Origin of the sequence: Paenarthrobacter sp. NPDC090517 (assembly GCF_044769165.1) — a bacterium.
Taxonomy (GTDB): Bacteria; Actinomycetota; Actinomycetes; order Actinomycetales; family Micrococcaceae; genus Arthrobacter.
The window spans coordinates 43,340-67,201 of sequence record NZ_JBIVXN010000003.1 but is presented as its reverse complement, the minus strand read 5'-3'; the positions used below and the strand labels follow the sequence as shown (position 1 = coordinate 67,201).

The following is a 23,862-nucleotide window of genomic DNA, read 5'->3' as shown; positions in this document are numbered from 1 at the left end:
CTAACCACCCGTACGACGGCGGTGTGAACGGTTCCGCGCCGGGCGTCGAACTGGCACCTCGTACTCGTTGTACGTGGTCGGAAATCGGGGACTACAGTGGTTGTATGGCTGCAAGCCGCAACCCGCTTGATGACCTGCGCGAAACCGTAGGCCATCTGGCCAATCAGCTCAAGCTGTCAGGTTCAGAACGAGTCGACGACCTGATGGGTGATTTCATCGGTGCCAGGCCCGGGCCGGCCAGACCGTTATCTGAAGTGCAGGCCGAGCTCGATGCGCTCGTCGGGCTGGAGACGGTGAAGGAACAGGTGCGGGCACTTGTTGCCTTGCTCCAGGTCCAGGCCCGACGGAAAGCTCACGGCCTGCCGGAGGTGGCCACGTCACAGCATCTGGTGTTCCTCGGAAACCCGGGCACAGGCAAGACAACCGTGGCGAGGCTTCTGGCCGAGATGTACCGCGCGGTGGGCCTACTGCAGAAGGGCCATTTGGTGGAGGTCGACCGTTCGGGCTTGGTGGGGCAGTATGTGGGGGCGACCGCCATTAAGACGGACCGGGTGATCCGGCGTGCGCTGGACGGCGTCCTGTTCATCGACGAGGCCTATGCGCTGGCACCGGAGGATGGCCGGATGGATTTCGGCCCGGAGGCGATCGAGGTCCTGCTTAAGCGGATGGAGGATCATCGCCACCGCTTAGTGGTGATTGTGGCCGGGTACCCGCGGCTGATGGAATCCTTTTTGCTGTCCAACCCCGGATTGCGATCCCGGTTTGCCCGGGAGATTACGTTCCCCGACTACTCCGTGGACGAACTCCAGACGATTTTCCACCAAATGCTGGCCCAGCACGAGTACACCTTGGAGCCCGGTGCGGACCAGATGTTGCGTCGCATCCTCACCGGGCTCCACGCCGGCGAGGACTCGGGCAACGCCCGGTTCGCCCGCACGCTGTTCGAGCAGGCGCTCAACCGGCAGGCGCTGCGGCTGTCACGCGACGAGGAACACAGTCTCGATGCGCTCGATCGTGATGCCGTCATGACCCTCACCGCGGACGACGTCGTTGAGGCAGCGCTGGCCTTGGGCGAGGAACCGGAGCCGGAACTGGAACTTACGGCCGAACCTGAACGATCCCGCTGGTGGCGCTGGCTGGCCTGATCCGATCTAAGGGGTGACAGGGGCGCCCGTGAAACCCGGACGCCCCCTGGTGTTAAAACTCGACCGCGGCCCCCGCAGAGGCAACGGCATGGTCATTTTCTACCGTGCTTCCGCTGACGCCCACAGCGCCAATAACATGGCCGTCCTGGCTGTACAGGGGAACGCCGCCGGGGAACGTAATGAGTCCTCCGTTGGATACTTCGATGTTGAAGAGGGAACCCCCGGGCTGGGAGAGTTCGCCGATCGAACCTGTTGGCATATCGAAGTATCGGGCGGTGCGTGCCTTCCGTATTGCTATGTCGATGCTTCCCAACCATGCACCGTCCATCCGGACAAAGCCTTTGAGGTTGGCGCCTGCATCCACGACAGCGATATTCATTGCCGTTCCTTGTTCCAGTGCAGCCTTGGCGGCTGCCGCGAGAACGGATTCTGTCTGGGCTTGGGTAATGTCAGCCATAGTTTCTCTCCCTTGAGAAATTACTTCGTATGCTTTCTTTCTGTCAGATCCCGCTACGCGATCGGTGCCGGAGGTCGTTCACCGCTCAACACTGCCAGTGCGTTATCGGCGGCGAGCATGGCCATGGCTGTACGCGTTTCCACTGTGGCTGAGCCGAGGTGCGGCAGGAGGGCGACGTTGTCCAGTTCCAGCAGACCGGGATGGACGCGTGGTTCTTGCTCGTAGACGTCAAGTCCGGCTCCCGCGATTGCACCTTCGCGGAGGGCTGTTGCCAGCGCGTCTTCGTCCACGATCGGTCCGCGCGCGGTGTTGACGAGGAACGCGGAGCTCTTCATCGCAGCGAGTTGTTCGGCCCCGATCAGGTGATGGGTTGCAGGGCCGTAGGGGCAGTGCAGTGAGACGACGTCGGAGGTGGCCAGCAGTTCGTCGAGATCCACCCGTCGGGCGTCCAGTTCCGCTGCGATCACGGGATCGATCTCGCTGCGGGACTGGTAGACGACATCCATGCCGAACGCTTTGGCCCGCCGTGCGGTTGCCTGGCCGATTCCGCCCATGCCTACGACGCCGAGCGTCTTGCCCTGCAGGCTGCTGCCGAGCAGGAAGAACATGCCCCACTTCCACGCCTGGCCGGAGCGGATGAGCCGTTCACCTTCGCCGAGCCGACGGGTGGCCATGAGGATGAGGCCGAACGCGATGTCGGCCGTGGCGTCGGTGAGCACGCCTGGCGTGTTGGTGGCCACGACGCCCCGTTCGCTGCAGGCGGGAACGTCGATGTTGTCATATCCGACGGCGACATTCGCGACGACCTTGAGCTGCGGTCCGGCGGCGTCGAGCAGTTCTGCATCAACGCGCTCGGTGAGCAGGGACACTATGGCATCGGCGCCGGCTACCCGGCGCAGAAGTTCCTCGCGGGTAATGGTCTCGGGACCATCCCAGGCCTCGACGTCGTGTTCGGCGCGGAGCTTTTCAATTGCAGCGTCGGGGATGCGTCCCGTGACGACGACGCGGCTCATGCGGTCACGATCCAGTCGCGGAGGCGGCCGAGGCCCTCACGGATGTTGGCGACGTCGATGCCTGAGTAGGCGAGCCGGATGTACTGCCTTTCCTCACCGGGTAGGCGCCGGCCGAAGTGCTCGCGAGTGCAGAAGGAGACGCCGGTCTTGTACAGGGCGTCGCTGGCGAAGTCACCTACTGCGGTGTAACCCATTTTCTCCATGACGTCAGTGACGTCGGGGAACAGGTAGAACGTCGATTGGGGCACTGCGACGTGCATCCCGGGGACGGAGTTCACGAGTTCGCAGGCAGCATCCCGCCGTTCACGCAGGATGTCGAGCATCTGTTGGACCGGTTCCTGGGTACCGCGGAGTGCTTCGACGCCTGCCCACTGCACGTAATGCGTGGTGCATGACTCGTCGTTGGTGTTGAGAGTGCTGAGAACTTTTGCGATCTCAAGGGGAGCTACAGCACAGCCGAGGCGTGAGCCCGTCATCGCGAACTTCTTGCTGAAGGTGTAGAGGATGACGGTTCGTTCTGCCATGCCTGGAAGCGACGTGATGGAACTGGAGACTCCTTCGTAGCGGGTCTCGAAGTAGGCCTCGTCGGAAAGCACCCAGAGATTGTGCTCCTGGGCGATCCGAGCGATGGCCTCGCGCTCAGCTGCAGTGGATTCCGCGGAGATGGGGTTCTGCAGGTCGTTGTAGATGATGGCAACAGTGTTCGGCGTGATCGATGCGCGCACCTGATCAAGGTCTATTGAGAAGCCCTGGCTCGTTGGGAGGTAGCGGTACGGCACCGCCGTGCCTCCGAGGTATTCGATCTGCGATTCATAGATCGGGAAGCCGGGATTCGGGTACAGCACTTCCTGACCGGGGTTCATCACCGCCTGCAGGAACTTCGTGATGACCGGCTTGCCGCCCGTCATGACCACGACATTGTCGGGGGACAGGCTGATGCCGCGGCGTGAGCCGATGTCCTCCGCGAGGGCTTCGCGCAGCTGGGGGATGCCGGGGCCGGGGCAGTAGCCTGTGTAGCCGTCGGCGATTGCCTTGGTCATGGCTTCGACGATGTGCGGGGCGGTGGGGATGTTGATGTCACCGAGGTGGAAGGGGTAAACCAGATTCCCCTTCGCCTTCCAGGCCGCCGCTGCTTGGGCGACGCTAAAGGCGGTTTCGGTGCCGAGCCGTTCGAGTCGATGCGCGAGTTGCTGCATGCTTTGTACTCCTCGTTGAGTTAAGAGTCATTCGTAGACATCTAATACATGACTAATATATCAAAGCGTCATGTGGCCTTAAGCACAAGTGTGTGACGGGCCTTGGTTGGAAGTTCCAATCCTGTCTATGAACTCGTGGCGGTTGCACAATGAATCATTGGCTGGTGCGCCGTAGATTTTGTGGCGTGAACACAACAACCATCTCCGACGACGACTTGTACCTCTACGAGCGGTGGAGCCGTTTGCGGGGAGCTGAGGTTGAGGTGCGCGCAAGGGGAAGGCATATCCGGAGGGGCTTCGTTGACATTGCGATGCCTGATGATTCTGCCCTATGGCTCGCGGCAGATGGTGCGGAGGGTCGCGTGCTTATCGAAGCTGCGGCGGGCTACGAAGTCTGGGTCAGCTTGGAGATATTGCAGACACTCTCCTGAAGCTGGCAGGAGCTGCCGGTTGGAGAAGCTGCCTTTGTAGCATTGGACACTAAGGGCCTTTGGATACTGGCCATCCCGCCCAACAGGGTCCCCGGGCATTTTGAGATGGTGATGGACATGGATATCTCAGACCTTCTGAACGAGCTCGTTCAATCCAAAGTCCACCATGATGCCCCGGGTGCCGCAGTGGGGATCTACAGGGATGGCGCCCTGATCCACCACGCGGCCGCCGGGTTGGCAAACGTAGAGTTCAGTGTCCCCGTGGATCTACATACACGCTTTGACACCGCGTCCGTAAGCAAGCAGTTCACTGCGACGGCTGCTTTGCTCTTGTGCGCGGACGGAAGGTTGTCCATGGAGGATGACCTGCGGTCTCACCTCCCTGAGCTTCAGCTGCCGACACCTGTAACTGTTGAACAGTGTCTGCGCCACACGGCAGGTTTGCCGGACTGGCTCTCTGTGGCCCAGATGGCTGGGCTCCCGTTGACCCGGATCAGCCAGGAGCAGGTCCTCGCGTTCGTGGCAGGGTTGACTGCCCTCAACTTTGAGCCAGACAGCCGTTTTTCTTACTCCAATACCGGGTACGTTCTTGTAGCGTCGCTTATTGAACGCCTCGCAGGAATGACATTAGGCGAGTTTGCGGCAAGGCGAATCTTTTGCCCACTGGGCATGCGAAATACCTTGTACCGGGAAGACACGATGATCCCGCTGCCCCTGTTCGCCAACGGATATCTAGTTGATGGCAAGGGAGTTTCCCGGGCTGACACGGAAGAATGTGCCGTAGGAGATGGTGGCCTTGTCACCAGCATCGCTGATCTTGGCCCCTGGTTCGGATTCCTGCAGGACGGCCGCGTTCTGGGTGCAGAGCTGAAGAATGCACTAGTGCGATCTACAAGCGGCAAGGGTGAGACCCCACGGCTCTACGCGTTGGGCTTGGCGCACATGAGCATCTGTGGCCAACGGGCATTGGCACATTCAGGCGAGGTCCCAGGCTACCGGTCCCAGCTTATTTTTCTGCCGGAGACCGGGATCGGGGTCGCGGTTCTGTCGAACAATTCCTCAGTCAAGCCCAGACAAATAGCCGTGGAGGCCCTGCAGTTGGCGACCGGCCTGACCTGTCCGGGGGCGCCGCAGACCGTTGTAGTTGATCCTGGAATGACGTACGCCTTGTCGGGTTATTGGGTGGACCCTGCGACGGACGTGACCCTTCACGTGGAGCCAATCGAGGACGGGCGCGTCGCTCTTTCAGGTGGGTTCCTGAACGGAGAGTTCGTCGCGACTACGGGAGGCGTCTGGCAAGGCCTGGATGATTCGGCTGATTTCCGCCTGCAGGTCAAGGGAGCGCTCCTCCAGGTTTCCTCAACCTTTCGTCCTGGCGACGACTCCTATTTTCGCCGGTGTGAGCCGCCGTCCATCGGGGCAACCATGCCGGCGGCTGCATACCGCAATCCGGAGCTGGGTGCGTTGGCGACTATCACGGAGGACGGAGAATTGGAGCTCGGTCTTCAAACAATTGCACGCCTGCAACCAGCCCCGGATGGGGCATTCACTGCCGGAGATCTCCTGACGCTGCGTTTAAGTGATGATCGGTTACTGGTAAGTGCCGAGGGGGTCTACCGTCTGCCGTTCATCCGCGAGCAAGAACGGCCCGAAACGCTGTGGCCCCTGCCGGAAAGGCCAGCGTCGGAATAACTGAGTTTCAGTACAAGGATTCACCGATCTTAGGGACGGCAGCCAGCAGTTTCCGTGTGTAGTCCGCTTGCGGCGCGTGCAGAACCTCGGTTGTGGGTCCTGCTTCCACCAATCGTCCACCCCTAAGCACCGCCACGTTGTCGCAGAGATAGTGGACGGCGGCCAAATTGTGGCTGATGAACAGTAACCCAAACCCCCGCTCAGCCTGCAGTTCCTTCAAAAGGTTCATGACTGATCCCTGGACAGATACGTCCAAGGCTGACGTGATCTCGTCCGCGAGGATAAAAGCCGGATCGGCGGCGAGGGCACGGGCGAGTGCTACACGTTGGCGCTGTCCGCCCGACAATGCCGATGGAAAGGCTGACGCCTTGGCCGCTGGCAGTTGCACAGATTCGAGGAGATTACTTACCTCGATGGACCGGCCCAATGAAGTGCTACGCCGCCGATCCCGGCGTTCGGCAGTGCGCAGGGCCTCTATTAGGGACGCGCCAATGGTCATCCGGGGATCCAGACATGACGAAGGGTCCTGAAACACCATTTGCACCCGTCGACGAGAGGACAGGGCGGCGCCCCGTGCATGGACCAGTTCAGTGCCGTCCAAGGTGATGGATCCGCGTGTGGGTTCACATAAACCCACGGCAGCCCGTGCCAGGGTGGACTTGCCCGACCCTGATTCACCGACCAGTCCGACGCTGCCCCCGGCCGGAACACGAAGCGATACATCGTGAAGGGCGGTGAAGGTGCGCGGACCGTGTCCAAAACTAACCCGTACTCGATCAAAAACCAGTTCGGTCATGCGTTTGCTCCTTCACGCTCGGTTGAATCTTTACCCTTTGAGGGGGGAAGCCCGTCCGCTGGTCGGTTGGCGACATCGAAGCGGAGGTCAGCATCGAAGTCCGCACCTTCAACAATGGTGGGCATTGGCACGGTGCGGTCAGTTTCCAAGGTGGGAACCGCAGCCAGGAGTGCCTGCGTATAGGGATGGCGGGCCTTACCGGCAACCAAATCTTCGGTGCTGATATTTTCCACGATCTGTCCTCGGTACATGATCATTACCCTGGTGCAGAACCCGGTTATGACTGCAATATCGTGGGAAATCATCAGTACCGCGGCGCCGGTTTCCTGATGGACATCGTGCAGCACCGAAAGAACTTCGCGCTGCACGGTAACATCCAGTGCCGTTGTAGGTTCGTCGGCAATGATCAACGCCGGTTTACCCATGAGCCCCATGGCTATCATGGCCCGTTGACGCATTCCTCCCGAAAGTTCGTGAGGGTACTGCCTGGCCCTGCGCTCCGGATCAGCAATTTTTACCTCCGAGAGCCGCTGAATCCCTTTTGCCCAGGCCGCCCGACGACCATGCCCGCCATGAAGGAAGCCAGGTTCCGCAACTTGCCCACCTACCCTCATCGAGGGATTGAGTGAAGACATCGGATCCTGGAACACCATGGCCAGGCGCGTTCCCAACAGTCTCGACACCGCGCGTCCGGGTCTGGTCGGAGCTGAGCCGCGGTATATCTCCCGTCCATCGAAACGGATAGTCTGCGCGCTGATATGCAATGGGTGCTCAGCGAGCTGTGCCACCGCCATGCACGTAAGTGACTTGCCTGACCCGGACTCGCCCACCAGCCCTACCAGCTCACCACGTTCGACGTCGAAGCTGACACCCCGAACAAGCTCAAGCCATCTGCTCCGGCTTGGAGCGGCGATGCGCAGATCACGGACCTGGAGCACGGCGCCGTTGTCATTGCCGGGAACCTCCGGACCAAGATCACGGGGGCGGAGGCGGGGAAGCCTGTCGCTGAGGGACGTGGTGACCCCCGTGGCGCGGGCGATTGTTTCACCTACCAGCGTGAAGATGATGCCTGAGACCACGACCGCGACCCCCGGCGCCAGCGCGGTCGCGGGGTTAACGAAGATCTTCAGCAGTCCCTCGTTCAACATCCTGCCCCAGTCGAAGTCGGGTTGCTGGACTCCGAGCCCCAGGTAGGACAGCCCCGCAAAAGCTGTAAGAGCACCTCCCGCAGTCACGGAGGCGTTCACGATCAAGGGCGCTGCGATGTTGGGCATGACATGGCGCAGAAGCAGTCTCGTACGGGACACGCCCAGAACGCGTGCCGCCGCGACGAAGTCACGGCCCGCCACTGAGGCTGCGAGCGTGCTGGTCAGCCGTGCATATGCGGGAAGAATTGCCAAACCAATAGCGAACACCGCCCCCGCGATGCCTTGGCCGAAGATCACCGAGAGCACCACCGTGATGAGGAGCCCCGGGAACGCGAGGGCAAAGTTCACGCCGGCCAATATCATCCGTCCCCAGGAAGGCGGCAGTACGCTGGGCAACGCGCCCAGCAAGGCGCCACCCAGTACTCCCATCGCGCTGGCCGCCAAAGCCATCAGGACACTGAGCCGTGCGGCGACCATGGTGCGTGCAAAAACATCCCTGCCGCCGGCGTCCGTACCGAAAGGATGCGACGGATCGGGTTTACGGGAGAGAGCCGTGGGGTCTGTGGTGGTACTGATGTCCCCCCAGATGACTGGTGCAAATATCACCAGGAACAGCATTACTGCCAAACCGGCCAACGCGACGAGCCCGGTTGGCGTCAGCAACGCCGAACTCCAGCGTCCGTTCAATCTGGATACGGCCATCAGGAATCCTTAATTGTCGAACGGGGGTCCAATATCGCCAGTAGGACGTCTACCGTCAGGTTAATGATCAGAACAATTGCCCCGTACACCACTACGAGGGCCTGGGCCAAGGGGAAATCCTTGGCACGTATGGATTGCACCAACGTCATGCCCAGACCGGGCCAGGCAAAGATGCTCTCCACCAGAACTGTCCCGGCTATGAGGGAGCCCAGGAACAACCCCGCATTTGTCATGGTGGACGTCATCAGGTTTGGCAGTGCATGCCGCAGGTACTTACGCAGCAACGGCATCCGTTTACCCGTCGCGGTGCGCATATAGTCAGAGCTGAGGACATCCAAGGCTTCCGCCCGGACAATTCGTGAGAGGGCAGCCACTGCGCCAATGGAAAGTGCAGCTACCGGGAGGACATAACTCGCCGGACCACTGCGCCCCGCGACCGGCATCCACGGGACGCTCACGGCGAAGGCGTAGACCAGCCCCACCCCGATCAGAAATTCCGGTGCGGAGGCGATGAGTCCGCTGGTGCTGTTGAATGTCAGCTCCAGTCCCCGTCGCCGCCCCCCTTTGGTGAGCGCAGCAGCTGACAGTCCTATGGGAATGGCCAGGGTAAGAACTACCAGTACCGTCAAGACAGCCAATTCCACGGTTGCAGGAAGTCGGCTGGCAATTACGTCCTCAACGGGCATCCGTAGGCTGATCGAATTCCCGGGATCGCCAATCAGAAGTCCCTGCCAGAAGGAGAGGTACTGTCCGGCAAGTGGCTGGTCCAGCCCCAATTCCCTGGTCCGTTCGGCTACCTGCTCGGGACTGGCCGTTGGACTGAGGGATTGTCGTGCAGGATCACCCGGAATCAGGTGGAGCATGAGGAAGGCGACCGTAACCAAGATTGCAATGGAGATCAGGAATTGGGTGCCTCGCCGAATGGCGAAGCGAAACCATCCGCGGCGGACGACGCCTGTGTGCATAACATTCAAGGGTGGGTGGATGGAAGTGTCGACCATGGGGATGCCCGCCTATTTCCGTACACGGACAAGCGGACCGGCCACCACGGTGTCGAAGACGCCGGAAGCGTTGTTGAGGTAGGTGTTGGAGGGCGCCGATGCGAAGGGCACTACGTCTGCTGTTTCGAAGAGTGCCTCTTCGGCTTCTGCCCAAGCATCACATGCCGCCTCGCCCGTCAGGGTCGAAGCCTTAGCGACGGCTGAGTCGTAGCCCGTGTTGTGGATGGAGCCGAAGTTGAGGCCTTCCGCAGGAGCAGGACCGGAAATCAGGGGCACAATGGTGCTGGGGACAGAGACATTGACGTTCTCCCACGCAATGTCCCAATCATTGTTGTTCTTTCCGCTAAGCAATTGCTCGATCATGAAATTCTCGTCGCCGCCCTTGATGGAAACAGTGGCCCCCAACTTGGTCCACTGTTGCTGGGCGAATTCGGCCGCAGCATTGGAAGTGTCAGCGGCATTGTTGTAGATAAACGCCAGATTCAATGCCTTCCCGGCTTTTGACCGTTTTCCGTTGCTGTCCAAGAGCCAGCCAGCAGCGGTGAGCTCAGCGGAGGCGCCTTCGAAATCGGCCGCAGGGAGGGCGCCGGTAGTCTCAATCCGGCATCCCACGGGGGCTACTCCGGACAGTTGTTTGCTGATTGAGCCCTTGTCGGCGGTCATGATCCTTGAAAGGTTGGGAATGTCCACTGCCTTGGTGAGGGCTTTCCGGACGGCTGGATCAGCAGTGGGTTTTCCGGACAACTGGTTGTAGAACATCTCACCCATGGGACGGTCAGTCCCCAACTTCCCAAGTCCTGCCGAAGACAACCGGTCCTCGTCAGCCCCCGAAACCACCGCTGCGTTCAGCTCGCCCGACAGCAATAGGTTGGCGGCAGTGCTTGGATTCGTGATGACTTTGAACGTGACATCCTTGGGCGTTCCGAGTGTGTCGGATGTCGTCTGGTTGTCCGGCCCCCAGTTGTAGCCGTCACGGCGGGTCAACGTGTAATGGTCGTTCGGCACTGCTTCGGTCAAGGTAAACAAACCGGTTCCGTCTGAAGCGGAAGCCACGGAGCCGGGATCGCGAAGTCCTGACTGACAGGTGATGCCTATGGAGGCCGTGTTAACCAGAAGGAAAGGAGAAGGTGTGGGAGTCTTCAGCGTGACCGTCCCTGTGGCGTCCTCGGCAGTGGCGACAAGGTCGCCCGGGACGGAGAAGCCCCGCAAAGGGGAGTTATTGGCTTCATCTGCCACAAAATTGAAATTGTCGGCGACGGTCTGAGGGGTCAACGGCTCTCCGTTGGAGCATGTGATGCCCTTCTTGAGCGTATAGACGACTTCGTCCGGCTTCTCTGTCCAGGCCTCAGCCAACCAGGACTTGACGGAGCCTGAGCCGGGGTCGATGAAAACCATGCGGTCGTAGAGGTAGTTGATTACCTGGCTAGCTGATGTGGAGACGGTCATAAGGGGGCTCAAGCTACCGGGATCGGAATCCAGCGCCATGGAGAAGCTGCCATCCTTGACCAGCTCCTGTCCGTCGCTTTCGGCCTGGCCTCCAACCGAGCATGCGCTCAGTGCAACAGCGGTGCCGCCCACTAGTGCGACCGCTCTTAAATGTCTGTGATTCATAGTTCCTCCGGGTCTGTTCGAAAGCCACCGCGGCGCAAAGCACCGAGACCGCCTTGGGACTACGATTCCGCGCCCGGGGCGCAGGTTCATCAGTGGATCCGACAAAGAGAGCCCTGAAAGTAGGGAACATTGGATAACCCATAGGGTCAGCTGTACTCCACTCATGGCCCGGCCATGAACCGTAGCTGACTGCCCGTGAGTCTGTGTCGGGGGAACATCAGCTCCCTTGGGACCAAATGCTGTAATCGGCTCGCCGGGCCGTCGCGATCCGATCCCCCAAGTACCTCAAACCGAGCTGTTTGGATGACTTGAACAGAATCAGGTCACCGGATAGGAGTTCTCCGTGGAGTAGCTCGTAGGCTTCTTCTGCTGTCTCCAGGAACCAGCACTGGTCATGGAGGAAACCTTCCTGCAAAGCGGCGCTGTAGATCGACCGGGCTTCGTGTCCGACCACCAGGAGCCTGTTAATTCTCAGCCGCGCCACTTGATTCCCCACCGCGATGTGCTCGCGGACGGAGCAGTCACCCAATTCGAGCATGCCTCCAAGGACAGCCCAGGTCCGCCTGCCTTGTCCGAGCCGGGCCAAGGTGTGCAGTGCCGCGTTCACGGATTCCGGGTTGGCGTTGAAGGCGTCGTTGAGGATGGTTACTCCGTCGGGACGTTCTGTGCGTTCCATGCGCCACCGGCTCGCGGGTAGTTGGAAGCTAAGCGATGAGGCGATTGCGGCAGCGGGAATACCCACTGAGAAGGCTGCGGTGGCGGCCGCCAAGAGATTTGTCACTTGGTGGCCACCGATCAAGCGGCTTTCCACGCGGACGGAAGGGCCGGTGCCGGGAAAGAAAAGATCGAACTCGGGGTGTCCATGGGAACTTATCACCACGTTCCGGGCTTGCACGTCCTCGCCGGGAGAACCCGAGGCAGTGAAGCCAACGACCTTGGCAGTTGTGCGGGAGCGCAAGGTGGCAACCTTGGGGTCGTCCAGGTTGATCACCGCAGTACCCAGCGTGCTGAGGGCCTCGAGGAGCTCGCCCTTTGTCCTGGCAATATTCGCCACCCCGCCGAATTCGCCGGCGTGTGCCGAGCCGACCATGAGAAGAACGCCCACGTCGGGCTTGACCATATCGGCGAGATATTTGATGTGGCCTAGTCCGGTAGCGCCCATCTCGATGATGAGGAAGCGCGTTTCGTTATCTGCGGTAAAAACGGTCAGAGGTACACCAACCTCGCCGTTGAAGGAGCCTTGGGGTGCCACTGTCGCACCAAAGGTGGACAACACCCCCGCCAAGAGGTCTTTGGTTGTAGTTTTACCAGCCGACCCCGTGATTCCAATGACCGTAAACGGCTCGCCGCGCTGCTCACGTTCGGACCGGATGCGGCGGACGGCTTCGGCGGCGAGGTGCCCCATGGCAAGTACGGCGTCATCAACCACGACGGCGGGATATGGTCTTCCGTCGGCATCGGTCACTCTTCGTTCGGCGAGGACCAGTACGGCGCCGCCTTCAAAGGCGGCGTCAACGAAGTCGTGTCCGTCGACGTGCTCGCCGGGCTTGGCTACGTACAGCGATCCGTGTGTTGCTTCCCGTGAGTCAGTGATCACGCCGGTGGGCACGATGCTCGGGTCTCCTATCAAAAAGCCTTGCGTGATGTCTGCGATCTCCATTGCGGTGAATGCAATCATTTGAATGTTCCCTACCCTTGGGCTCATAGGCACTATTTTCAAAAATGAGTTTGTCACACGGTCCCATTTGTGAGCCCTGCCGAAATAGTGAGCATGACTTTTCTAATTAAAGATTGGCGTCGCGGACAAAATCCTGGATATATTTGGTGTTGACGGCCAAAGCAAAGCCTTGGCGTCGAATGCCGTATATCAATGGTGCCCTTATACGAAGGTCAGCGAGGCCCTGTCGATGTCGGCACATATGAGTTTCCCGAAACTCTCGGGCTTTTCCGTTGTTACTTGATAGCCTCGTGTCACCCGCCTTTGCGGCACTTCATCTACTGCCCTAGGAGGTCGCAGCCCATGACCGACCCAAACACAGCCAACGGGATACGGTCGGTAGGTATCACTCTGGGTGTACTCCTGGATAGCCTCGGCCCCGAGGTGATAAGACCCTTGGCGTTGCCCCATGGGCCCTCCGTGGCCATGGGATCGCCCGTAATTCATGATGTGGAACAGGCCAACGTCGATCTCACCGACGCCGTGCTATTAGTCCCGGGCAGTCCGGGGCCCGACCTGCTGGATAAGGCATTGAACCGTAGGGCGGCGGCCGTCGTGGTGCGGGCCCGGGGGGAGGCGCCCGAGGTGATGATTGCCGAGGCGAATCGTCTCGGTGTGACGTTGCTGGAATGCAGTGAGGACCTCTCCTGGGGACAGTTGTACGTGCTCGTCGATACCCTGCGGGCACTGAGGGACCCCATACTCGAACAGGACGATCGAGCGGCGGACCTGTTCTCGCTGGCAAATGATATCGCCCTAAGAGCTGGCGGAGCAGTTGCTATCGAGGACCTGTCGATGAGGGTGCTGTCGTACTCATCGGTTCCAGGACAGGAAGTTGACGATCTGCGACGCGACGGAATCCTGGGCCGCCGCGTGCCGGATCATCCAACGAACGCGGAGGACTACGCCAATGTTATGCGGGCAGGTACTGCGACCTGGATAGGAGTCCAAGCTGACTTTCGGCCACGGTTGGCCATCGCTGTCCGCGATGGAGGTGAGGCGCTGGGGAGTATCTGGGTGCAGTTGGGAAGCACACCACTTGCCTCCAATGCTGCCGAAGTACTCGCCGAAGGGGCACGTCTTGCTGCTCCCCATTTGGCCAGGCTGAACGTGGCAACTGACACTGACCGCAGGCAACGGGCGGAAAGATTCGCCCGGCTCTTCCGCACCCCCGTTGATCATCAGGCTGCGGAATCATTCGGTTTGCAGTTGGAAGCTCCGGCATCAGTGGTGGCGATCGGCCGCAACGAGAATGCCCAAGGTTCCATGCCCGGCAGGTCGGCGGAGTCAGCCGCAGTTCACATTAGCGTGCTGCTCAGGATGGCGTTATCGTCATATCGGCTCGAGTCTGCTGTCGGGTCCTTGGAAGGACAGACCGTCGCCGTCATCGGTACCGTGGCCGATTCACCTGTCTTGCGAAAGATCCTTGCCAGCGTGCTGGGCAGGGCGGCGGACGTGGTGGGAGCGGGTTGGCGGGCCGGGGTTAGCCGAACGCTCAATAGCATCACCGATGCACCCACTGGACTAGTCCAGGCCAGACAAGCCTTGGGTGTGGTGTGCGGTTCGTTTGGTCACGGTGAAATCGGCAACCACAAGGAACTGGCAGCCTCAATGTTCTTGCTTGAGGTGCAGGACGCATTGCAGTCGCGCGATGCCCATCCCTCCGAGCCGCTGTCCCGGATAGTGGAATATGATCGCCTGCAGGGCACGGAGTATGTCAAGACTCTACGAAGCTGGATGGCCGCCCACTACGACATTGCCCGTGGTGCCGAGGCGTTGGTACTGCACCCTAATACGCTGCGGCATAGGCTCCGAAGACTGGCCAAGGTAGTTGATATTGAGGATCCCGACGTCAGGCTGGCGTTGGCTTTGCAGTTGCGCTTGCAGGAAATAGGTACGAAACCGGCCGGCTGAACAGCATCTGATTTTATGCCAATGCGTCCTCCTCCAGAAGTTGGCTGATCCGCAGGGGGATAAGGCTCTTCAACAAGAGGGATGTGGTGGTGCGACGGATTCCTGTGCAATCTGTGATGGCTTGGCCCAGCCTGAACAGGTCTTCGGCGTCGCGTGCCACAACGCGGATAGCCAGGTCTGCTTCCCCTGCTATGCCGTGAACCTCGATGATCTCTGGAATACCCACCAAAGCAGCCACTGCTGCGTCGAGCGATGTTTGTTCAACTTCCGCGGTCACGAGGGCTGAAATTGGCAAGCCCAGCGAATCAGGCGTGATGCGGGTGCTGTGCGGAAGGAGGTGATGACCCACCATCTTCCGTTCGAGTCGGGTCTGAATCGTAGCCCGCGCAAGACCAAGCTTCTTGGCAAGAAGGAGCACAGGTATCCGAGGGTCGTCATCGAGGGCTCTGAAGACAGCCCTGTCTGTGCTGTCGAAGTTTTTTCGGGTTCTGTAGTCCACCGTGGCCAAGCTATCAGCCAGATGACGATCGTCAAGACCCCCGCATGCGTACCAAATCCGCTTTGTCCGAAAGGCAGAAATATCGGTCAGGAGCTCTGCCTTCAGCACTAATTGCACACCATGGACGCGGCGTAATCTTCGATGTGAGATCGAGGAGAAGTGCATTTATGTCACAAGAGAAGCCCCAGACTTCTGCAGTTAGCTTTGAAGCCGACAGGGTTGTTGGCCGTTACAAAGCATTTCCGCCAAGCATTTCCGGACTTTCCACCGCTGAAATTCGGGAACGGGGATGGAATGCGCTCACTGGGGATTTTTCCCTGCCTGTTTTGGTTCTGAAGGAAGCAGAGCTAAACCACAACATTCTACGTATGGCCGGCTGGTGCGAGCAGCGAGGGGTCCTGTTGGCACCCCATGCGAAAACGACCATGAGTCCGCAGCTTATACGTCTTCAGATGGAAGCCGGCGCCTGGGCCGTCACCGTGGCGACAGTTTCCCAGGCCCGTGTCCTTGCTGGATGCGGAATTGAACGAATCATTATCGCCAACCAGGTACATGGCAAAGCTGACCTTGAATGGATCTGTGAGTTCCGCCGCCAAGATAAGGCAAGGGAAGTGTACGTTCTGGTGGATTCCTTGGCAGGTGTCCAGCTTATGAATGAAGCGTTGAGTCAGATGTCCGCTCCTGCAGAGCCACTGCCGGTGCTGCTGGAACTCGGGTATACCGGGGGCAGGGCAGGATGCAGGTCCACGCAGGATGCACTGACAGTTGCCGCTGGCGTTGCCTCGTCTTCATACCTGGAGTTAGTTGGAATTGAGGGTTTCGAAGGCCTCGTTCAAGGCGAAAGCGCTATGCGTAAACTCATTGCTGCGAGGGCTTTCCTTGGCGAAATGGCAGGTACCTTACATGCCCTCCACATAGCGGGCCTGCTTCCCCCGCAACCGATGGTGACAAGTGGGGGGAGCGCCTACTTCGATGAAGTGGTGCGGCAGTTTGTGGGGGAATGGCACGGACCTGCGATCCGGGTTGTCTTAAGGAGCGGTTGCTACGTCACCCACGATCATGGTCTCTACGAAAACACTTCCCCGCTCCGAGATGACGTGGATCCCTTCCAGCCGGCCTTGGAGGTGTGGGCACAGGTTTTGTCCGTGCCCGCCCCCGGTGTGGCGATTCTTGGGTGCGGCCGACGGGATGTACCTTACGACGCCGGTATGCCCGTCCCGTTGGTGGTGAGGCGGGAGGGTTCGGAGCGGCAGTTCTGTAATGCCCAGGTCACTGCACTCAATGACCAACACCTGTTTCTCTCGTTTTCCGCCGAGGACAGCATCGCTGTCGGCGAGTTGGTCTGTCTGGGGATTTCGCACCCGTGTTCAGCCTTTGACAGGTGGGCTCTGATTCCCCTTGTCAACGCCTCATATGGGGTCGTCGACGCAGTCCAGACGTATTTCTAGCCAACCCATCGGGGCGGGGTTGGCAGACTCGCCGACCCCGATACGTGGGCGCCCCCATTCAAAGGAGACTCATTATGAAGGTCTATATCTCAGTAGATATGGAAGGCATTTCAGGAATCGCCACTTACCACCAAGTCATTCGTGGTGGTTCCGGCTATGCCCGTGCACAACTGCTGATGACCGCGGAGACAAACGCCGCTATCGAAGGCGCTTTCGAAGGTGGCGCAACGGAGGTCCTCGTCAACGACAGCCACGGAACCATGGACAACCTGCTCCATGAGCAGCTGGATCCACGTGCGCGGGTAGTTTTCGGTTCCCCCAAGGCCTTCTGCATGGCCGAAGGTCTGACCTCGGACTTCGACGTGGCGTTCTACGTGGGTTATCACGCCCCGGCGGGTTCGGAGGGCGTGTTGGCGCACTCCTTCTCCGGATACTTCGCGAGCTTCCACGTTAATGGAGAGGTTGCCTCCGAAGCCTCAGTGAACGCCATGTTTGCCGCCACAAGGGGGGTTCCTGTGGGGCTGGTAACCGGCGACGACGTCATTTGTGACATCGCCCAAGCAGCGTTCCCGGGAGTCCAGACCGTCCAGGTGAAGGAAGCCCGCGGTGTCATGGCGGCGAACAGCCTTTCCCCTCACGAGGCCCGCAAACGAATTCGTAAAAGTGCCAGGGCTGCCGTGCAAGGCCTTGGAAGGACCCGGCTGCTCCCCGTTCCGAACCGCATCCACTTGGAAATTGGGTTTCAGACGGCGCTGGCCGCCGAGTTGGTTGAGGCTGTGCCCGGAGCGGTCCGCACCAGCAACCTTTCGGTAGCTCGTGAACTCGACTCGGCTGAGGACCTCTTGGGCATGATCGCCACCAGCTACAACCTGGCCGGCATCGCTGCCAGGACGGTGTTCTCCCTCGTCAACAGGACATGAGCCAAGAGCAAGCACTCTATTCCCATCCCACAGATGCACGACATATAGGACCCTAGGAAAAACAATGACCTTAGTAAAACGGCTGCCAACGCTTACCGCCATCACTGCCATCTCATCGCTGCTCTTGGTTGGTTGTTCGCCTGGCCAATCAACCACTTCAGGGGAGTCGGGGGAGCCCCGTAGCGGTGGACAACTTGTCATGGCCAGAGAAGCGGACGCGTCAACGCTGATGCCCGTGGACGCAACGGACAACGAGTCGATTTGGACCGTCGAGGAAATCTACGACACCCTTCTTGTTCCTTCCGTGGACGGCGGGACGCTCAATCCTTCCCTCGCCACAAAATGGGTGCAGTCCGAGGACAAGTTGTCATGGACGTTCACTTTGAGGTCGGGAGTCACTTTCTCTGATGGAAGCCCCCTCACATCAGCAGACGTGAAGTTTTCATTGGAGGCTGCTTCAGACCCGGACCTGCCTTCAGCATTCCTTAACGAGCAAATCGCCGCCATCGAAGCTCCGGCACCGGAGACAGTGGTGGTTAAGACGAAGGGTGTTTGGTCACCTCTGCCTTCAGTTCTTGCCCTTTTCGCAAACTCCATCGTGCCGGAGAATTACGGTGGCCTGTCGAGGGAGGACTTCGCCAAAGCTCCCGTGGGCTCCGGCCCTTTCAAGGTGAAGAGCTGGAACAGGGGCCAACAACTGGAACTTGTCAGGAATACGTCTTACTGGGGCCCGGACCGACCCTACCTCGACGGCGTAACTTTCGTAACGGTACCGGACGCAAATACCCGGGCCACACAACTTCAGGGTGGCCAAATCAGCATTAACGAAGCCCCGGCGGCGAGCAGTTTTGCTGCGTTGGCGTCAACCCCCGGGTTGAAGGCTTCGGCATTCGACAGCAGCCTCACCAGCTTCCTCACGCTCAACAACACCAGGGCTCCTTTTTCTGACGTCCACATACGACGGGCCATCGCCTACGCCATTGATCGGGAGGCGATCCTGAAAGCTGCATACTTCGGCCAGGGTTCCGCCGCCGGTTCATTCCTAAGCCCCGCCTATTGGGCATATGACGCGAACGTGACCGGTCGGCAGTTCAACCTCGATGAAGCAAAGAAGGAGATGGCTCAGTCCACTCAACCGCAGGGCTTTTCTGTAAATATCTTGGTGACTAGTGGCAACGCAACCCAGTTGACCATTGCCCAGATCCTGCAGAGCGAACTCGCTGAAATTGGGATCACTGTCAGCATCAATCAAATGGAACCTTCAGCACAAAGGGCTGCCAGGAAGTCGATGGACTACGACATGGCCATCAGCGTGGCCACGACGGACATCACGGACCCGGACGAGTTGGTGCGGTTCATCGCAGTGCAGTCCGGCGGGTCCAATGCCCTGTACACCGGCTACGACAACAAAGAAGTTGCGGATTTGGCGACCAAGGCCGCGGAGCTCAGTGATCAAGCCGAAAGGGTCAAAATCTACTCGAAAATCCAGGAGAAGGTGAACGAGGACCAGCCGATGGTTCCGCTTTTCTACCTTCCGGCGCTCTACAGCTACAGCGACACCGTCCATGGCTTCCAGCCATCCATCACCGGCAACTACAACTTGGTGAACACATGGCTGTCCGAATAGATGACCGCAGGCGGTCTTCGCCCACGAATACCTCCGACCGATTGGAGGGGTGGTAATGGTTCGCTTCCTTGCCCGCAGGCTTGGCCTGCTTGCGCTCGTCATCTGGGGTGTGGTGACCGCGACGTTCGTTCTTGTTCACGCCACTCCAGGCGATCCTGCCCGGACAACTCTGGGGGATAAGGCCTCCGAATCGGCGGTTGAAGCCCTCCGCGCCGAGTGGGGATTGGACCAACCCCTCGGAGTGCAATACTGGCACTTTCTGGTTGACCTCCTCAGCGGGGACCTGGGAACCTCGTTCCAGTACCGGTCGCCTATTGCCTCGCTCATCACTGACCGGCTCCCCACCACCCTCTTGCTCATGTTGCTCGCTGTGGCATTTGCGGTGGTTATTTCCCTCCCACTGGCCACGTGGGTTGCTGTCCGTGGCAGGGGCGGGGCGGACATTGGAGTTCGTCTTTTTGGTGCCGTTGCACAAGGCACGCCCACGTTTCTGACCGGAACTTTGTTGGTGATCGTCTTTGGCTTGAACCTTAGGTGGTTTCCGGTTGGAGGTTACGGAAGAACGACGGCGGAGCACCTTCATTCACTCGTCTTGCCTGCCCTGACAATCGCCCTGGGAATCGTTCCGATGCTGGTCAATAGTTTAAGGGCCTCTCTGACTGATGCCTTGCAGAGCGACTTCGTGGCGTTTGGCCACTCCAAGGGCTTGAAGAGGTCCACTGTCCTGGTTGCGTATGCGATCCGCAATGGCAGTATTTCCGGGGTCACGATCTTGGGAATCCAAGCCGGCGCGCTGGCTGGCGGGGCACTGGTAGTAGAGAAGGTCTTTGCTATTCCGGGTATGGGAAGCCTCATGCTGACGGGAATCCTGGGGCGGGATTTTCCCGTAGTCCAGGCCACAACACTCGTCTTTGCAGGGATCGTCGTAGGGGTCTATCTCGTCACAGACCTGTTCTATGCCCTGCTTGACCCGAGAGCGAGACTGGTATGACACAGACACTGAAACCTCAACCATCGGCCGCATCAGTGGCCCTTGAAACCAAACAAACCTGGCGGCTCCGGCTACGGCCACTGCATCGTGGGTGGAACATCGAACTCTTCCTTGGTGGTGGCGTCTTTGGTGCAATGGTGCTGGCAGCAGTCTTCGCGCCACTGCTGGCTCCCTACGATCCCACGGCCCAAGATCTGGCCAACGCACTATCCGGCCCCAGTGCGGCCCATCCCCTGGGCACCGACAACCTCGGGAGGGACACCTGGAGCCGGTTGTTGTTCGGGGCGCGAAGTGATCTCGGCATAGCCGTCCTGGCGGTGCTGTTTCCCTTTGCGTTGGGGACTATCGTTGGGGCGCTGTGTGGCTACTTCCGCGGGTGGTTCGACACGCTGGTGATGCGCATCGCCGATGTTGTTTCAGCTTTTCCGTTCTTTGTTTTGGTTATTACCTTGGTTTTCGTGTTTGGAAACGGACCTATGAGTATTTTCCTTGCCATTAGCTTGGTGAGTTGGGTGTCGTATGCGCGGATTGTACGTGCTGAAACTCTGCTCATCCGGAGCAGGGATTTTATTCAATCCTGCGAGACCGGAGGTCTGGGCACCGCCCGTATTGTAATCCGCCATGTGTTACCGAATACAGCGACTCAAGCAATTGTGTTCGCAATGAGCGATGTGGTGGGAAATATAGGCGTCATCGTTACGCTGAGCTATTTTGGGCTGGGCATAGTTCCGCCCACTCCGGACTGGGGACAAATGATAAGTGACGGTCAACAGTTCCTGGCTTCAGGGAACTACTCGCTCGTTCTTATTCCCGGGGCAGCCGTAATCCTTGCGAGCCTTTCCCTGACGTTCCTTGGAGATGGAATCGCCAACGCCCTGCGGGCAAAACGTTGAGCGCGGGGACAGCGGTGGAGCCGCTACTGCAAGTGCAGGGACTAAACGTCGACGTTGTCATCCAGGGTCGGGAATATGCGGCGCTTAAGGATGTCTCCTTCAGCGTTGAAAGAGGTCAAGCCCACGGCCTTGTGGGTGAATCAGGATCAGGCAAGAGCCTTGCCCTGCGCTCGCTCATGGGTTTGCTTCCGTCGAATGCGCGGGTCACGGGGGGTAGTGCAACGTTCAAAGGCGCCGATTTGTTCGCCAACAGGGGTCGGAACATACGGAAAATCCGCGGTGCAGGCATATCGATGGTTTTCCAGGAACCCGCTGTAGCCCTGAATCCGATTGCCCGTGTGGGCACGCAGATATCGGACGGGATAGCCCAGCAGAAGAAAATGAGCCGGAAGGAAGCCCGGGACTACGCGGTCCACATGATGGGGTTGGTGGGAATACCCAGTCCGGAATTGCGGGTGGACGCCTACCCGTTCCAGCTTTCCGGCGGAATGAGGCAGCGAGTCATGATCGCGGCCAGCGTCGCTTGTCAACCTGACCTGATTCTTTGCGATGAACCCACAACGGCACTGGACGTGACTGTCCAGGCGCAAATCCTGGCGCTTTTCAACGGCCTCAAGGAAGAGCTCAATGCAGGGATTCTGTATGTCACCCATGACCTGGCTGTCGTTTCCGAACTCTGCAGCACCATCAGCGTTCTCTACGCCGGGCGATTGGTGGAGTCCGGTAGCGCAGCTCGGGTCCTGGGCGATCCGCAGGAAGAGTACACACGCGCGCTCCTCGCGGCCACGCCGCGTATTGATGAGCCTGGTCAAAGGCTGCGGCCAATACCGGGGACCACACTGGCGTTACGGGACAGGCCTGCGGACTATTCATTCGCCATGCGGATAGCTGAGCACGCCTTGGATACCCCCACGAACTTTGAGGAGCAGTAACATGTCCCCCGTCCAGCCAACTACGCCTGTTCACGAGAATATTCTTGAGATGCGGGACATACGTGTCGAATATTCAAGTGGGCGTGGCGGCGGAAAACGCCAAATCGTCGCGCTAAACGACGTGAATCTTGCCGTTCCCAAAGGGACAATCCTTGGACTCGTAGGCGAATCAGGTTCGGGTAAGTCCACGTTGGCCCGGGTACTTACCGCTTTGGAGCGGTCCTACACCGGCACCATCACCTTCGATGGCGGGGTCCTGCAAACGCAACGGACCAAGGAATTAAGACGTCAGATCCAGATGGTCTTCCAGGATCCGTATTCCTCGCTGGATCCGAGGATGACCATTCGCCAGACCATCAGCGAACTCCTGCGGGTTCATAGGATCATCGAACGGCGGCATGTGGAGAAGAGATGCCGCGAATTGATGGGACAGGTGCAGTTGCCGGCGAGGGCCTTGGACAGCTACCCGATCTCCATGTCGGGCGGGCAGCGTCAACGGGTGGCGATCGCCAAAGCCCTCGCCCTTGAACCGTCCCTCCTGGTAGCGGACGAGGCTGTCTCCGCCTTGGACGTTTCTGTTCAAGCGGGCATCGTCAACCTTATGGCCGACCTCAGGGATGACTTGGGCTTATCGGTCTTGTTCATCGCGCATGACCTGGCTGTGGTCCGCAACCTGTGTGAAAACGTTGTAGTGATGTACCACGGCAACGTGGTTGAAGGTGGACCAACTGAGGCTCTTTTTACGGCCCCTCGTGACGACTACACAAGGAAGCTCCTCCAGTCCATTCCAAGGATCCGGTATTGATCGGTAGCCGCCGGAGCTTAAACAAGTTTGCAGGAGCCGGAAGCGGCTCCTGCAAACTCGTTTAAGGGGATTCCGTTCAGCTGAGGGATTCCCGAAGAAACATGGTCTTGGCTGCGACTGCGGCCATCTCGTAGGTAGTCCCTATCATCCCCAGAAGTTCTTCGGCCGTGTCCACGTCCCGGGCGATGACAAGGTTGCTGACCCGTGATACGCCGGGGACGGCCTCCAATAGCTCGGCCGCCAAAGGGTTCTGGAACCCAATTTCGAGTCGGAGATGCTCGGGAACAGGCAACAACCGGGCCTTCTCCACACCTTGGACAGCAGCTCGGGCGCCTTGGCGAATGGCGGCCCGCGCAAAAGCGGGGGAGAGGCTGTTTGCGGCTTGGAATCCGTGGGCAATCTTCACCGGAACCGTTTGTACTCCGGGGAACTCACGCTCGGCCATGGCACAGATGACGTCGTCACCGGTCACCAAGCCAACAGGGACGCCGCGAGTAGCTGCAAAGATCCCGTTGATACCGGCCTCGGAGGCGATTTCTCCATTGAGTTTGAAACTGGTGAAGAGAGCAGAAAAGCTATGGGCCAAGAGGCCTTCCACTCCGGCGGGGGCGTGATAGCCAACGTAGAAGGCAACATCAAAGTCCGCAGTCAGCCCCTCTGCCATGCAGAATGCCGTGGGTGATCCAAAGATGACGCGTGCCCTGGGATCAAGGTCCTCGTGCAGGAGGTTGTTCATGGTTCCATGGCTGTCATTGACCAGCACATCAGTTGCACCACCCTCGAAGGCTCCCTCGATTGCCGCATTCGCTTCGGCTGTCATGAGTGCCTGCGCGCGGGGATAGCCCGTGCCGCCCCGGATGATCTGGTCGTAGGTGGCCACACCTGCGATGCCTTCCATGTCAACAGAAATGTATACCTTCATGC

At 59.5% G+C, this 23,862-nt stretch carries 21 protein-coding genes; 11 read left to right on the top strand and 10 right to left on the bottom strand.

What is annotated here, in order from left to right; translation table 11 throughout:
• Positions 1–104 precede the first annotated feature (104 nt).
• Positions 105–1,145: an AAA family ATPase gene (locus ACIQTW_RS12000; RefSeq protein WP_402937063.1), complete on the top strand. Its 1,041-nt coding sequence runs from the start codon at positions 105–107 to the stop codon at positions 1,143–1,145.
• Positions 1,146–1,197: 52 nt separating this feature from the next.
• Here the strand turns inward: ACIQTW_RS12000 and ACIQTW_RS11995 are convergent, their stop codons facing one another.
• The 3 genes from ACIQTW_RS11995 to ACIQTW_RS11985 are packed head-to-tail and all read right to left on the bottom strand — an operon-like array spanning position 1,198 to position 3,811.
• Entirely contained in the window at positions 1,198–1,602 is a 405-nt protein-coding gene (locus ACIQTW_RS11995) for a heme-binding protein (RefSeq protein ID WP_402937061.1), read from the bottom strand.
• 53 nt (positions 1,603–1,655) lie between these two features.
• Complete coding sequence (locus tag ACIQTW_RS11990; protein ID WP_402937059.1) at positions 1,656–2,615, bottom strand: 2-hydroxyacid dehydrogenase; 960 nt, start codon at positions 2,613–2,615, stop codon at positions 1,656–1,658.
• Positions 2,612–3,811: a pyridoxal phosphate-dependent aminotransferase gene (locus ACIQTW_RS11985; RefSeq protein WP_402937057.1), complete on the bottom strand. Its 1,200-nt coding sequence runs from the start codon at positions 3,809–3,811 to the stop codon at positions 2,612–2,614. The genes ACIQTW_RS11990 and ACIQTW_RS11985 overlap by 4 nt, the downstream gene beginning before the upstream one ends.
• Positions 3,812–3,996: 185 nt before the next feature.
• Between ACIQTW_RS11985 and ACIQTW_RS11980 the strand changes: the two genes are divergently transcribed.
• Both ACIQTW_RS11980 and ACIQTW_RS11975 read left to right on the top strand, forming a co-directional pair.
• Positions 3,997–4,242 (top strand): hypothetical protein, encoded by a 246-nt coding sequence (locus tag ACIQTW_RS11980; protein ID WP_402937055.1) that lies wholly within the window; start codon positions 3,997–3,999, stop codon positions 4,240–4,242.
• 117 nt (positions 4,243–4,359) lie between these two features.
• On the top strand, positions 4,360–5,934 hold the full coding sequence (locus ACIQTW_RS11975) for a serine hydrolase domain-containing protein (protein ID WP_402937053.1): 1,575 nt from the start codon (positions 4,360–4,362) through the stop codon (positions 5,932–5,934).
• A gap of 7 nt (positions 5,935–5,941) precedes the next feature.
• Here ACIQTW_RS11975 and ACIQTW_RS11970 read toward each other — a convergent pair whose 3' ends face one another.
• From ACIQTW_RS11970 to murF, 5 genes are all read right to left on the bottom strand, one after another.
• Positions 5,942–6,730, bottom strand: coding sequence for an ABC transporter ATP-binding protein (locus ACIQTW_RS11970; RefSeq protein WP_402937051.1), 789 nt, complete (start codon positions 6,728–6,730; stop codon positions 5,942–5,944).
• Entirely contained in the window at positions 6,727–8,580 is a 1,854-nt protein-coding gene (locus ACIQTW_RS11965; protein ID WP_402937050.1) for a dipeptide/oligopeptide/nickel ABC transporter permease/ATP-binding protein, read from the bottom strand. Before ACIQTW_RS11965 ends, ACIQTW_RS11970 begins: the two co-directional genes overlap by 4 nt.
• Positions 8,580–9,581, bottom strand: a complete 1,002-nt coding sequence (locus ACIQTW_RS11960) for an ABC transporter permease (protein WP_402937048.1) — start codon at positions 9,579–9,581, stop codon at positions 8,580–8,582. The genes ACIQTW_RS11965 and ACIQTW_RS11960 overlap by 1 nt, the downstream gene beginning before the upstream one ends.
• A gap of 12 nt (positions 9,582–9,593) precedes the next feature.
• Positions 9,594–11,192, bottom strand: coding sequence for an ABC transporter substrate-binding protein (locus tag ACIQTW_RS11955; protein WP_402937046.1), 1,599 nt, complete (start codon positions 11,190–11,192; stop codon positions 9,594–9,596).
• Positions 11,193–11,409: 217 nt separating this feature from the next.
• Positions 11,410–12,870, bottom strand: coding sequence for a UDP-N-acetylmuramoyl-tripeptide--D-alanyl-D-alanine ligase (murF, locus tag ACIQTW_RS11950; protein WP_402937044.1), 1,461 nt, complete (start codon positions 12,868–12,870; stop codon positions 11,410–11,412).
• A gap of 342 nt (positions 12,871–13,212) precedes the next feature.
• Here murF and ACIQTW_RS11945 point away from each other — a divergent pair, with 342 nt between their 5' ends.
• On the top strand, positions 13,213–14,823 hold the full coding sequence (locus tag ACIQTW_RS11945; RefSeq protein WP_402937043.1) for a PucR family transcriptional regulator: 1,611 nt from the start codon (positions 13,213–13,215) through the stop codon (positions 14,821–14,823).
• 13 nt (positions 14,824–14,836) lie between these two features.
• Here ACIQTW_RS11945 and ACIQTW_RS11940 read toward each other — a convergent pair whose 3' ends face one another.
• Entirely contained in the window at positions 14,837–15,322 is a 486-nt protein-coding gene (locus ACIQTW_RS11940; RefSeq protein WP_402937041.1) for an Lrp/AsnC family transcriptional regulator, read from the bottom strand.
• 44 nt (positions 15,323–15,366) lie between these two features.
• On the opposite strand from ACIQTW_RS11940, the gene ACIQTW_RS11935 reads away from it, so the two are divergent.
• From ACIQTW_RS11935 to ACIQTW_RS11905, 7 genes are all read left to right on the top strand, one after another.
• Entirely contained in the window at positions 15,367–16,770 is a 1,404-nt protein-coding gene (locus ACIQTW_RS11935) for an alanine racemase (protein ID WP_402937040.1), read from the top strand.
• 74 nt (positions 16,771–16,844) lie between these two features.
• Positions 16,845–17,690 carry a M55 family metallopeptidase gene (locus ACIQTW_RS11930; RefSeq protein ID WP_402937038.1) on the top strand — a complete coding sequence of 282 codons (846 nt, stop codon included), beginning with the start codon at positions 16,845–16,847 and terminating at the stop codon, positions 17,688–17,690.
• Positions 17,691–17,754: 64 nt separating this feature from the next.
• Positions 17,755–19,317 (top strand): ABC transporter substrate-binding protein, encoded by a 1,563-nt coding sequence (locus ACIQTW_RS11925; RefSeq protein WP_402937036.1) that lies wholly within the window; start codon positions 17,755–17,757, stop codon positions 19,315–19,317.
• Between the two features lie 55 nt (positions 19,318–19,372).
• A complete protein-coding gene (locus tag ACIQTW_RS11920; protein WP_402937035.1) occupies positions 19,373–20,308 on the top strand; it encodes an ABC transporter permease in 936 nt (311 codons plus the stop codon).
• 35 nt (positions 20,309–20,343) lie between these two features.
• Positions 20,344–21,201 carry an ABC transporter permease gene (locus tag ACIQTW_RS11915; RefSeq protein ID WP_402937034.1) on the top strand — a complete coding sequence of 286 codons (858 nt, stop codon included), beginning with the start codon at positions 20,344–20,346 and terminating at the stop codon, positions 21,199–21,201.
• 32 nt (positions 21,202–21,233) lie between these two features.
• Positions 21,234–22,133, top strand: a complete 900-nt coding sequence (locus ACIQTW_RS11910; RefSeq protein ID WP_402937032.1) for an ABC transporter ATP-binding protein — start codon at positions 21,234–21,236, stop codon at positions 22,131–22,133.
• A gap of 1 nt (position 22,134) precedes the next feature.
• On the top strand, positions 22,135–22,938 hold the full coding sequence (locus tag ACIQTW_RS11905) for an ABC transporter ATP-binding protein (protein ID WP_402937030.1): 804 nt from the start codon (positions 22,135–22,137) through the stop codon (positions 22,936–22,938).
• Between the two features lie 76 nt (positions 22,939–23,014).
• On the opposite strand, the gene ACIQTW_RS11900 is transcribed toward ACIQTW_RS11905, so the two are convergent.
• Positions 23,015–23,860, bottom strand: a complete 846-nt coding sequence (locus ACIQTW_RS11900; protein ID WP_402937029.1) for a M55 family metallopeptidase — start codon at positions 23,858–23,860, stop codon at positions 23,015–23,017.
• Between the last annotated feature and the right edge of the window lie 2 nt (positions 23,861–23,862).

Coding starts and splice junctions, on each gene's coding strand:
- ACIQTW_RS12000 (WP_402937063.1), top strand. CDS start 105: ATGGCTGCAAGCCGCAACCCGCTTGATGACCTGCGCGAAACCGTAGGC.
- ACIQTW_RS11995 (WP_402937061.1), bottom strand. CDS start 1,602: ATGGCTGACATTACCCAAGCCCAGACAGAATCCGTTCTCGCGGCAGCC.
- ACIQTW_RS11990 (WP_402937059.1), bottom strand. CDS start 2,615: ATGAGCCGCGTCGTCGTCACGGGACGCATCCCCGACGCTGCAATTGAA.
- ACIQTW_RS11985 (WP_402937057.1), bottom strand. CDS start 3,811: ATGCAGCAACTCGCGCATCGACTCGAACGGCTCGGCACCGAAACCGCC.
- ACIQTW_RS11975 (WP_402937053.1), top strand. CDS start 4,360: ATGGATATCTCAGACCTTCTGAACGAGCTCGTTCAATCCAAAGTCCAC.
- ACIQTW_RS11970 (WP_402937051.1), bottom strand. CDS start 6,730: ATGACCGAACTGGTTTTTGATCGAGTACGGGTTAGTTTTGGACACGGT.
- ACIQTW_RS11965 (WP_402937050.1), bottom strand. CDS start 8,580: ATGGCCGTATCCAGATTGAACGGACGCTGGAGTTCGGCGTTGCTGACG.
- ACIQTW_RS11960 (WP_402937048.1), bottom strand. CDS start 9,581: ATGGTCGACACTTCCATCCACCCACCCTTGAATGTTATGCACACAGGC.
- ACIQTW_RS11955 (WP_402937046.1), bottom strand. CDS start 11,192: ATGAATCACAGACATTTAAGAGCGGTCGCACTAGTGGGCGGCACCGCT.
- murF (WP_402937044.1), bottom strand. CDS start 12,870: ATGATTGCATTCACCGCAATGGAGATCGCAGACATCACGCAAGGCTTT.
- ACIQTW_RS11945 (WP_402937043.1), top strand. CDS start 13,213: ATGACCGACCCAAACACAGCCAACGGGATACGGTCGGTAGGTATCACT.
- ACIQTW_RS11935 (WP_402937040.1), top strand. CDS start 15,367: ATGCGTACCAAATCCGCTTTGTCCGAAAGGCAGAAATATCGGTCAGGA.
- ACIQTW_RS11930 (WP_402937038.1), top strand. CDS start 16,845: ATGAAGGTCTATATCTCAGTAGATATGGAAGGCATTTCAGGAATCGCC.
- ACIQTW_RS11925 (WP_402937036.1), top strand. CDS start 17,755: ATGACCTTAGTAAAACGGCTGCCAACGCTTACCGCCATCACTGCCATC.
- ACIQTW_RS11920 (WP_402937035.1), top strand. CDS start 19,373: ATGGTTCGCTTCCTTGCCCGCAGGCTTGGCCTGCTTGCGCTCGTCATC.
- ACIQTW_RS11905 (WP_402937030.1), top strand. CDS start 22,135: ATGTCCCCCGTCCAGCCAACTACGCCTGTTCACGAGAATATTCTTGAG.
- ACIQTW_RS11900 (WP_402937029.1), bottom strand. CDS start 23,860: ATGAAGGTATACATTTCTGTTGACATGGAAGGCATCGCAGGTGTGGCC.